Below are 10,842 nucleotides of genomic sequence, written 5' to 3' on the forward strand. Positions count from 1 at the left end.
CGCTTCACTTGGATGCCCAATTTAATTTACTATGTGTATTGTTCTCCATCTGTATGGGCTACATCTGGCTATCCTAAGATCGTTATGGCAAAATCTAAAAAAAGCGCCAATCCCATCAATTTAAACGATCCACAATATTATCTTAACCGAGAGTTAAGCTGGCTAGAATTTAATGCCAGGGTATTACATGAAGCTTGTGACGATCGCACACCTCTTCTTGAACGCCTGAAGTTTTTAGCAATCTTCAACTCTAATTTGGATGAGTTTTTCATGGTGCGTGTTGCTGGTTTAAAGCAACAAGTAGAGGCGAAAGTCAGCCTGTTAACTCCCGATGGTCGGACACCACAACAACAGTTAGACGATATTAGGTCTACCCTCACTCCTCTTGTAAAAAAAGAGCATCAACATTTTGAGCAAGTACTTCGTCCTCTATTAGTAAATCATGGCATCCATATTCTGGATTACATAGATTTAAATCAAAAACAGCGAACTCATCTCAACAATTATTTTGAGGAACAAGTCTTTCCAGTTCTGACTCCTCTGGCTGTTGATCCTAGTCATCCTTTTCCTTTTATTTCTAATCTCAGTCTGAATCTGGCTGTTGTGGTCAAAAACCCAGACACCGAAGAAGAATTCTTTGCCAGAGTTAAAGTACCCAGCGTTCTCCCCCGATTTTTACCGATACCACCAGAGTTGGGAGACCAAAATAACGACAAACCTGCCCACTGGACTGGCGTACCTTTAGAACAGGCGATCGCTCATAACTTGGAATCTCTATTTCCAGGAATGAATATTCAAGAATATCATCCGTTCCGCATTACCCGTGATGCTGATTTGGTCTTAGAAGAAGATGAAGCAGATGATTTGTTGTTAGCAATCGAACAGGAATTGCGAAAACGGCGGCTAGGCGGGAGTCCAGTGCGGCTAGAAATTCAATCCCAGACTCCTGAAATAGTGCGATCGCGATTATTGCATGATTTGGAATTAACAGAAAGCGATCTCTACGAAGTAGATGGTCTTTTGGGACTGCGGGATTTGATGTCTTTTATGTCCTTGCCATTGCCAGAACTCAAAGATCCACCACGCCAATCTGTTGTACCATTACGCTTGCAAAGGTTGAGGGAACCGAGTTTAGATCCTGATACGCTGGAGACGGACGAAGGAAAAGACTTTTTTGCTGTGATTCGGGAAAAGGATTTGCTAGTACACCATCCCTATCAATCCTTTTCGGCTACAGTGGTGCGCTTTATTACCCATGCTGCCTACGATCCGAATGTGTTAGCCATCAAAATGACACTTTACCGGACTTCTGGTGACTCGCCCATAGTCAATGCCCTAATCGCCGCGGCCGAAAATGATAAGCAGGTATCTGTACTCGTGGAATTAAAGGCGCGATTTGATGAGGAAAATAATATTTACTGGGCAAAACGACTAGAAAGAGTTGGAGTTCATGTAGTCTATGGTTTAGTAGGACTGAAAACCCACAGTAAAACCGTTATGGTGGTACGGCGGGAAAAAGATCGAATACGCCGCTACGTACATATTGGCACTGGTAACTATAATCCTAAAACGGCACGCCTGTATACAGATTTGGGATTGTTTAGTTGCCGTGAAGAATTAGGTGCTGATATCACAGATTTATTTAATTTCTTGACAGGATACTCCCTGCAAAAGTCTTATCGAGAATTGCTGGTTGCACCTGTGAATATGCGCGATCGCTTTTTGGCACTAATTAACCGCGAAATTGAAAATGTTCAAAATGGATTTTCTGGACGCATTGTTGCCAAAATGAATTCCTTAGTCGATCCCCAAATTATCGCCACTTTATATGAAGCTTCCCGCGCCGGAGTGCAAATCGACTTAATTATCAGGGGCGTTTGCTGTTTGCGTCCAGGACTCAAAGATATTAGTGAAAATATTCGCATTATCAGCATCGTCGGTCGCTTTTTAGAACACTCTCGCATTTATTATTTTCATAACAATACACAGGAGGAAATCTTTATTGGCAGTGCCGACTGGATGCGCCGCAACCTAGATCGTCGAGTCGAAGTAATTACCCCAGTAAAAGACCCAGATATTGCAAAGGATTTGCAAGAAATTATGGGAATTATGCTCGCAGATAATCGCCAAGCTTGGGAATTACAAGCCGATGGCACTTACATTCAACGCCGTCCTTATGATGATTCTCCAGAAGCTAATTCACAAAAAATTCTTATGAATATGGCATTACGCTCAACTGGCGCAACCTCAAACTTGATTGATTAAAAAATAAATAAGTCACTTTAACTTTGACAACTAGCTAATGTCAATAGGGATTTTTTGGAGACATGACTGAGCAAAATTTTTATCAAAGAAGGCAGGAGGCAGGAGGAAAACAGCGCTGGAGTCTCCTGCCTGTGACCATAGGGAACAAGGGTCTAAAACCCCGCCGTCTACACGGCGCTTACAATTTGGTTGGGGTTTGAATCCCCATTCAAATTGTGCCTCCTGCCTCTTTCAAGCAGTACTATTTTCCAGCTACTACGGTAAAAATAAAATCCCTATTACCTGCTATTAGTCAAGGTCTTAGGGATGTCTTTGGTTACGGGACTGGTGCGGCTCGAACGCACGACCTGACGCTTAGGAGGCGTCCGCTCTATCCAACTGAGCTACAACCCCAACTATGAAGCATATATAATTATAGCAGTAGTTTTACCGAGACTGCCAAACATTATCCCAAGAGCCGCCGCCTACTTCTAAACCACAAAGAAAACTTTCTGCTTTTAGGATTATTTTAGATTTCCTCCCATTTAATTCTCGTAACTCTAAATTTAACTTTCCTTGCATGGTGTCTCGGCAACAGTATCTTAAACCATCCTCTGTGGGCGCACGCAGAGGTGTACCAGCTAAATCTGTGGTTCCTGTCAATTCAATTTCATAATTAGAATTTGTCGCTTTCATTTGCCATCTACCCCAAGGTTGAATTTCCCAGTCTACTTGTGAATTCCAGGGAACGAATTCATAAAACTTACCTTGATAGTGCAACCCAATCATCGCTACAGATTCCATCCACCACAGCACACCCCGCCGTCCACCGCCAGCAGTTAATGCTAAATCGGGTTCGCCCTCGAAGCAATTACAATTTATCCAAAACCATTTTTGGGGAAAAGCACCACCCCAATTTTTCTCGCCATAGGCTGGGGCGTTCGTGAATTCGTAAATTTTGCCATTCCAGTCAATTTTTCCACTGGCTAAACCGTGAGCCATCAAAATTTGCCATCCGGGTTCAAAAATCTGCGAGAATGAAAGCCAGCCTGCGGTTGATTGCTGAATGCTATTTCGATTACCCCAACCGTATACTGGTTGAATTTCATACTCCCAACGGCAATAATTATTGGTGGCAGGATCGCGAATTATTCCCTGATTCAAGGTGGCTGTGGCTTGATAACCTTCCTGAACATGATGCTCAAACTCTTCTGGTAGAAGGTACAGAGGAGCAATTTGCAAATCTGTTTTACCCCAATGACCTAAACCCAAAACATCTCGACTACCCCAAAATTTATTCACATCAGGAAAAGTACGGCATAAATACTCATCATCTGGGCCAAGGATTTGGGCTGCACCGCCACTGTGGGGTTTTCCGCCGATGGGATCTTCGATGGAATACATAAAGGCGAATGTTTGCCCAATTTCCGGTAAAGTGATGCGGTAATACCAGCCTTCAAAGAAGCGACGACTACCGCCATCCCAGTGATAACCAGAATGGGGCGTTTGGGTTGATTGGAGGAAATTGAGGGGAATAGTTAACATAGTATATAGTTGCCGATTTTTTCAGTATGCGCGATGTCTAACGACAAGCCGAAACGTCTACGCTTCGATATCAATGATGCTTATGAAATTCTTGGGCTAGAACCTGGTGCGTCTCAAGCACAGGTGAAGCGAACTTACCGTAAACTGGTAAAAATTTGGCATCCCGATCGCTTTTTTGATCCAAAGCAAAAACAGGAAGCTGAGGAAAAAATCAAATTAATTAACGTAGCTTACAATAAGCTCAAATCAGAAAGTCCATCCGAGCCTCCCATTTCAGAAAATCTCTCTTCATCTTCGCCTAAAAATCCCACAAAAATATCTGTCAATCGTTGGGATGCAGAAGCTTTCTATACTTTAGGCGTAGAGAATGCCACAGTAGGAAGATATGAGGATGCGATCGCAGATTTTACCCATGCAATTCGTCTCAATCCTAACTATGTTGACGCATATAAATATCGTGGGCTAGTTTGCTCTCAACTCGGATACGAATATAGAGCCGCTTCCGATTTAAATAAAGCTGCACAAATAGAACAAGGGTTGAAAAATCCTGGTGCTACAAGGAAAGTGCGATCGCCTAGATATGTATCAAAGCCTAGACCTCTGCTAGAAAGATTTTGTCAGGGGATTAAAAAGATATTGCGGCTAAATCGACGCTGGAGATGAGAAGCGCCATATTTTAAGATGCTTTAGATGGCGATACCATACTTTGAGTTAGTTAATACCTATGCTTGGGAATACTAAGTATATTGAGATTTGCTGCTGATTTTCTAGTATGAGCGATCGCTTTGATATAAATCATGTTTACAACATTCTTGGGTTGAAACCAGGTGCATCTGTTGATGAGGTCAAGCAAGCTTACCGTCAGATGGCTAAAACTTGGCATCCAGATTGTTTTTTTGAACCGCAGCAAAAGTTAGAAGCGGAAGAGAAAATTAAAGAAATCAATCAAGCTTATGCAAGATTAAAGTCTTATCAGCCGGATGAGACAAATCAATCTGCTTCCACTTCTATCAAAATTGATTTCACTCCATCTAATGCTGAAAGTTTCTACAAACTGGGGATGGAGAAAGCTCAAAAAGGAAAATATAGTGAAGCAATTGAAGACTTTAGCAAAGCGATTCGTCTCAACCCTAACTACTTTGAAGCTTACAAATACCGAGGGCTTGCTTGCTCGAAACTAGGATATGAAAATAGAGCCGAGTCAGATTTTAGAAATTCTATACAACTGGAACTGAAACAGAAAAAAGCAGCACCCAAACCTACATCACCACCACCAAAGCCAGCAACGCCGCCACCACCACCCAAACCTACATCACCACCGCCACCACCTAAATCAGAGTCTCAACCTTCACCCTGGAAATGTGTACACACTCTGACTCATCTCAACTGGGTTTTTACAACTGCAATCAGTCCAGATGGTAAAACTTTAGCTAGTGGAAGTAGTGATAATACGATCAAAATTTGGCATCTCGACACAGGGCAATTACTACATACTCTCACTAGTCATACAAAATGGTTAAGATGCCTAGCCTTTAGCCCAGATAGCCAAACTCTGGTTAGTGGCAGTGATGATAACAGCATAATGATTTGGCAAGTGTCTACAGGTAAATTACTCAAGACACTCAAAGTACATTCAACCCCAGTTTTTTCAGTAATCATTAGTCCAGATGGTCAAACTATCCTGAGTGGCGGTACAGATACTACTATCAAGGTTTCCCATATAGAGATGGGACAATTACTGCAAGTCCTCAAAGGTCATTCTGGCTTAGTTTACTCCCTTGCTATTTGCCCAAAACAACAAATTTTTGTAAGTGGCAGTGCAGATAATACTATTAAGCTATGGAATTTGAAGAGTAACAAACTGCTGCAAACTCTCAACGGTCATTCAGGCTGGGTGATGTGTGTCGCCATTAGCCCTGATGGAAAAATTTTAGCTAGTAGCAGTTATGACCAAACTATCAAGTTATGGAATATCAATACAGGTAAGGTAATTAACACTCTTGCCGGACATCGCAGCTATGTTTGTGCGATCGCTTTTAGTCCCGATGGTCAGTATCTTGCTAGTGGTAGTGCAGATCACAGTGTAAAGCTATGGGATGTTAACACAGGACAAGAACTTTACACTTTGAATAACCATTCTGATTGGGTTAACTCCGTCGCTTTCAGTCCTGATAGCAAAACCCTAGCTAGTGGTAGTCGAGATATGACAATTAAGCTTTGGCGATGCGATATCTAAATACAAATTAAAAATTTAGATGATTTCAGTAATTTACTAGATTTTTTATCAATCCATCATCTGACAGTTTAATAACATCCATCTTTGGGATGCTCTTTCTCTAGATAAAGTATTAACTTCCTATAGATAGAGCCACTTCTTCGATCTCAGAGGTTATTCTGGCATTAACCAACAGTTGGGTAATAAATAAAACTCAATATTTATCAGCAACATAGATTTTTAAACTCATTAAAACCTCTTTCTCTTACAAAGCTTTAGTTTGTCAAAATCATATCGAGGAGTGAAATAAATAGTTATGTCTATGCCCAATGAACGCGAAATCAAAAACAGTGAAATTAAGCAAGAATCTTACACTGATACTAATGGTAATATTCACAATGACTTGACACGAACTACAGAAACAGTCAAGAACAGCACAGCTAATCCCAACTCTTACACTAACGGTTACGTACAAGGTCGAAATACTGAGCGTAACTACCAGCAAGCTGATTTAGCCGAACGTGACAATGAAAATGCTAGTCGTGGTTTGCTGCTGGGTATTATTGTTACTTCTCTAGTTAGTTTGATTGTAGGTGGGGTATGGTACTTCAACCAAAGTAATAACGCTGCGGTTGACACTACTGTGCCGGTCTTGGTTCCTGTACCGAGTAGTAGTCCAACTCCTCAACCACAAACGAAGATAATCGAAAAAATCAGAGAAGTACCTGTTGCTGTCCCTGTTCCACAACAGCAGGTTACACCTCCATCTGCACCTCGCCAACCAGATATTAACATTACTATTCCACCCCAACAGTCTGCGGCAGAAAAAGCACCTTCTGTAACTCCGCCAGCCCCGAAAGCAACACAAAGTCCGGCGACGAGTCCAACTACTAATACTCCTACTTCGCAGAATCAGGGTGGTACTTCTACTAATACCGCCACTCCAGGTACAAAAGTTGATACCTCTAAAACCACTTCACCTCAAGGAGTAGACCAGTCAAACAGTACATCTAATAATGATTCTTCTACCGTAAATGATTCTACAACAGGCGGTTCTGCTCAATAACGGCTTCTGAACTGAATGGCACTAAGATAAGCGCAAACCCGTGATTTAACTGGCTTTTGAGTGTGGGGAGTGTGGGGAGCCAGATTTCTTCCTCATCCTCCCACACCTCCCTCAGACAAAGGTTTTAGGTTTTCTTAGTGCCATTCGTTTCTGAATTTCTAACCCACTTGATAATGCTGGCTTTAACACCAACATCTAACCAGTGGGAATATTCTTAAGAAAGATTTCGGAATTGTTGCGATAAATTAATGGTGTTCAAGTTTGGTAAACGTATCTTGTAGCGAAACAAACACGATGCTAAATTAAGAGCAAGGTACAAACAGGTTAAAAGTTAATAAAAACTTTCAAGTTAGAGCCTGTGCCTCCTGCTCTAATGTTCTTGCGATCGCTCTGAAGTTGTGACATCCATTGAAGAATGTGTTTTTCCTTAAGTTCAATGAGTTGTTTTGGAGGTATAAAAACGCACTGCCAGAAAATGCCTGCCTAGTTGGAATGTTAGGATGTGCAATTCTGAGTCTAGCGATCGCAAATACTGTCCACCTTAGTTGAGTTACTTACTTCTGAATTCTCTAATCTTCAAGAAACCGCCCCAAGCTGCTGATATATATCCATCGTAGCTTCTGGCGGTTTCTGCTTTGAGTGTTATGTATTTTTGTCCTTTGTTATTTATCTCTCTTCTTAGGAGAGGTTTATTTAGACCAATGACCAATGACCAATGACTAATGACTAACTAAGGTAATTACAGTCACTTCTGGGGGACAAAATAAACGTCCTGGTTTATAAGTTCCTAAACCCCGGTTGACATATAGTTGATTTTCTTGCACCTTGTGAAACCCTTGCGCCCACTCCCAATATCGGACGACTTTAGAACAGTCTCCTAATAAAAACGTTACCCAACACCTTAATTTTTTGGGAATTTTTTTGAGTAGTTTTTTATAATGGAATACTAAAGGCCCAATGCCAGGGATTACGATGTGACCGCCGTGGGTATGACCCGATAGTTGCAAATCTACACGCCATTGTTGCAGTATTTTGGCTGTATCTGGATTATGGGATAAAACGATGCGGGGTGTAACAGAGTCTAGTTGATTCATCACAGGTGCAGGGTAGAATTCCCGCGACCAATAATCAGCTAGTCCTACAAATGGTAATTCTTTTCCTAATGGATAGGCGATTTCATTCCAAAGCACATGCACCCCAATGCTAGTTAACGCCTGTGTAACTTCTGCTTTTGAATGACTGTAGTAGATATCATGATTACCCAGTACAGCGTAGATACCACAGCGACTTTGCAAATGTTTGAGTCGATGCACCAATTGGTGAATTGGTGTCGGATCATCCGTTACATAGTCACCTGTTAATAGAATCAAATCCGGTTCAGCTTCGTTAGTAAGTGCGATCGCTTTTTCTAACATATCTTCCGAAAGCCGCAAACCATCGTAGTGAAAATCTGACAACTGCACTAGCGTTGTACCTTGTAAAGATGCTGGAAGTTCCGCAATCTTAACCGTGATTTTATCTACTCTTAAATGTCCCGTAAACAACCAATGCATAAGGCAACCGATACTCCTCATACCAGCGCTTACAGCTTACCAAATATCAAAATGTAACTTGAGAAACTGCAATAATTTATGTCACATACTCAAGATAAAATTAACGAATTGATTTAAATCCTGAGACTAAACTAAGCAGGACTCACTCAAATCTACAGGTACTTGTTAGCCAGAATACCTACTGTGCTTCCGTTCTGGAATTCAGAAATTTGGATTACTTACTCACCTTGTAGGGTGATTATAGTGACTTCTGGACGGCAAAATAAGCGTCCTGGGAGATAAGTTCCCAGACCACGATTGACATATAGCTGATTTTTTCCCAGATGATGGAAACCCTGTGCCCATTCCCAATGTCTGACTACAGAAACATTTTCTTGCAACACTGGAAATCGACGCTGCACTTTTTTAGGTATTTTTTTTGCAAGCTTTTCGTAAAAAAATATTGCAGGGCCAATTCCGGGAATCACGATTTGACCACCGTGAGTATGACCAGATAATTGTAAGTCAACTCGCCATGCTTGCAGTATCTCCGCAGTATCTGGGTTGTGGGATAAAACGATGCGGGGTGTGTCGGGATTTAGTTGATTCATCACAGGTGCAGGGTAGAATTCCCGTGACCAATAATCAGCTAGTCCTACCAATGGTAATTCTTTTCCTAGTGGATAGGCGATTTCGTTCCAAAGGACGTGGATTCCAATGCTAGTAAGGGCATCGGTAACTTCTGTTTTTGCGTTTTTGTAATGTATATCGTGATTGCCAAGAATAGCATAGATACCACTGTGACTTTGCAGATGTTTGAGTCTAGGTATCAGTTGGTGAATCGGTGCTGGATCGTCAGTTATGTAGTCACCAGTTAATAAAATTAAATCTGGTTTAGCTTCATTAGTAACTGCGATCGCTTTTTCTAGCATCTCTTCCGACAGCCGCAAACCATCGTAGTGAAAATCTGACAACTGCACCAGCTTCTTACCTTGTAATGATGCAGGCAACCCTACAATCTTAACCGTCAATTCTTCTCTACTCAACGGCCCAGATAATAACCAGTGCATAAGACGTTCAATAAACTCTAATCATAGCGCTTACAGCTTAACGAAACATCATCGTTTTGTGTGTAGTGACTAGTGCAACTTATTGAAAATTTCATGAAATCTGTAGATTTGAACGTATTTATACTTATTTAAATCAAAAATCAATTTACTAACCAATTTTTGTCAAAAATACTACTTTTTTTAGATTGTAAGTGCGTAGATTTAGGTCATCGTACCTCTATGGGTAGCTACGCATATACACACCTAACCAACCTACTACTGTAAACGCCAAACTTCTTTTAGCTGATGAATTAGCTGTTGCTGCCGCTTGTTGATAACTTCAGGTGTCCATTCTTTTTCCATTAACACTTGTGTCGTTAGCGCAAAATTACAAATGCCTGATTTTGTTGTGAAATACTTCTGCTTTTTCAGGTCAAAGTCGTAGTTTTGCGCTTGAGCGTTTTTCGAGGAAGAGAGTAAAACTAAATTTCCCATACGATGGACATATTTATCACGTTCTTCCTGGCTAGGAAATGATTGTACCCACATACTATCAGAAGTTGGATTTTGAGGTAGTACATGCTCAACACTAATATTACAGAAGTTATATGAAGCTTTTCCTTCTGAGAGTGCAGCATCTAAACGTAGTAAAACATAAAGTCGAATTTTTCTAATTAAATAAAGGTCATCATTTAGGATTTTGATAATACGTACCTGTTCTTCAGGTTTCAGTTGCAGAGGTGAATCAGGTACGTACAAATCTTCTCCAATCTCGATAGCATATAGTAATTTGCCGTAACGTTCTATGCGTTCATTAATATTATTCCGTTGAATCATTAGACCTGAAGCTAGGCGATCTAAATCTGTGAAAAACCGTAATAACAATTCAGGATTGCTGTAATTGCGAGAGAGATATAAAATAGCTGGAGGTATCCAGTCAGAATTATCAATCAAGTGTAACCATCTAAACTTTTGATTTACTTCTTCTCCTAAGATATCACTGTGATAGGCTAGATTATTAATTTCATAAAAAGCCTCACCATAAGGAATTAGTATTTTATCAATTAACTGTTGAGGTTCATTAATTGGTTTAATTTCATTAGACTTATCCTTAATATAAATAGCATGAGATAATAAAAAATTGCAGTAGCAATTATGTGGAAAGAATATGACAAGTCCTTTGGCAAGAAT

At 40.7% G+C, this 10,842-nt stretch carries 8 protein-coding genes and 1 tRNA gene; 4 read left to right on the top strand and 5 right to left on the bottom strand.

All coding sequences use genetic code 11. From position 1 onward, the window contains the following. Positions 1 to 84: 84 nt before the first annotated feature. Positions 85 to 2,265, top strand: coding sequence for a polyphosphate kinase 1 (gene ppk1, locus V7K69_RS16635; RefSeq protein WP_335036189.1), 2,181 nt, complete (start codon positions 85 to 87; stop codon positions 2,263 to 2,265). 319 nt (positions 2,266 to 2,584) lie between these two features. On the opposite strand, the gene V7K69_RS16640 is transcribed toward ppk1, so the two are convergent. Both V7K69_RS16640 and V7K69_RS16645 read right to left on the bottom strand, forming a co-directional pair. Beyond that, positions 2,585 to 2,658, bottom strand: a tRNA-Arg gene (locus V7K69_RS16640). Positions 2,659 to 2,691: 33 nt separating this feature from the next. Beyond that, positions 2,692 to 3,789: a tocopherol cyclase family protein gene (locus tag V7K69_RS16645; protein WP_335036191.1), complete on the bottom strand. Its 1,098-nt coding sequence runs from the start codon at positions 3,787 to 3,789 to the stop codon at positions 2,692 to 2,694. Between the two features lie 33 nt (positions 3,790 to 3,822). Between V7K69_RS16645 and V7K69_RS16650 the strand changes: the two genes are divergently transcribed. The 3 genes from V7K69_RS16650 to V7K69_RS16660 all read left to right on the top strand — a co-directional run bounded on the left by V7K69_RS16650 (position 3,823) and on the right by V7K69_RS16660 (position 7,070). Further along, positions 3,823 to 4,452 (top strand): J domain-containing protein, encoded by a 630-nt coding sequence (locus V7K69_RS16650; protein ID WP_335036193.1) that lies wholly within the window; start codon positions 3,823 to 3,825, stop codon positions 4,450 to 4,452. Between the two features lie 109 nt (positions 4,453 to 4,561). Next, positions 4,562 to 6,025 carry a DnaJ domain-containing protein gene (locus V7K69_RS16655; RefSeq protein WP_335036195.1) on the top strand — a complete coding sequence of 488 codons (1,464 nt, stop codon included), beginning with the start codon at positions 4,562 to 4,564 and terminating at the stop codon, positions 6,023 to 6,025. Positions 6,026 to 6,320: 295 nt separating this feature from the next. Continuing rightward, the gene (locus V7K69_RS16660) at positions 6,321 to 7,070 is read left to right on the top strand and encodes a hypothetical protein (RefSeq protein ID WP_335036197.1); all 750 of its coding nucleotides are present in this window, start codon (positions 6,321 to 6,323) and stop codon (positions 7,068 to 7,070) included. 719 nt (positions 7,071 to 7,789) lie between these two features. Here the strand turns inward: V7K69_RS16660 and V7K69_RS16665 are convergent. The 3 genes from V7K69_RS16665 to V7K69_RS16675 form a co-directional block, all read right to left on the bottom strand. Next, a complete protein-coding gene (locus V7K69_RS16665; RefSeq protein WP_174709181.1) occupies positions 7,790 to 8,623 on the bottom strand; it encodes a metallophosphoesterase in 834 nt (277 codons plus the stop codon). 218 nt (positions 8,624 to 8,841) lie between these two features. Further along, entirely contained in the window at positions 8,842 to 9,672 is an 831-nt protein-coding gene (locus V7K69_RS16670) for a metallophosphoesterase (protein WP_335036200.1), read from the bottom strand. 255 nt (positions 9,673 to 9,927) lie between these two features. Beyond that, positions 9,928 to 10,842, bottom strand: a 915-nt coding sequence (locus V7K69_RS16675) for an HNH endonuclease family protein (protein ID WP_335036202.1), incomplete at its 5' end; no start/stop codon positions are given.

This window comes from Nostoc sp. (assembly GCF_036917775.1).
Lineage (GTDB): Bacteria > Cyanobacteriota > Cyanobacteriia > Cyanobacteriales > Nostocaceae > Nostoc.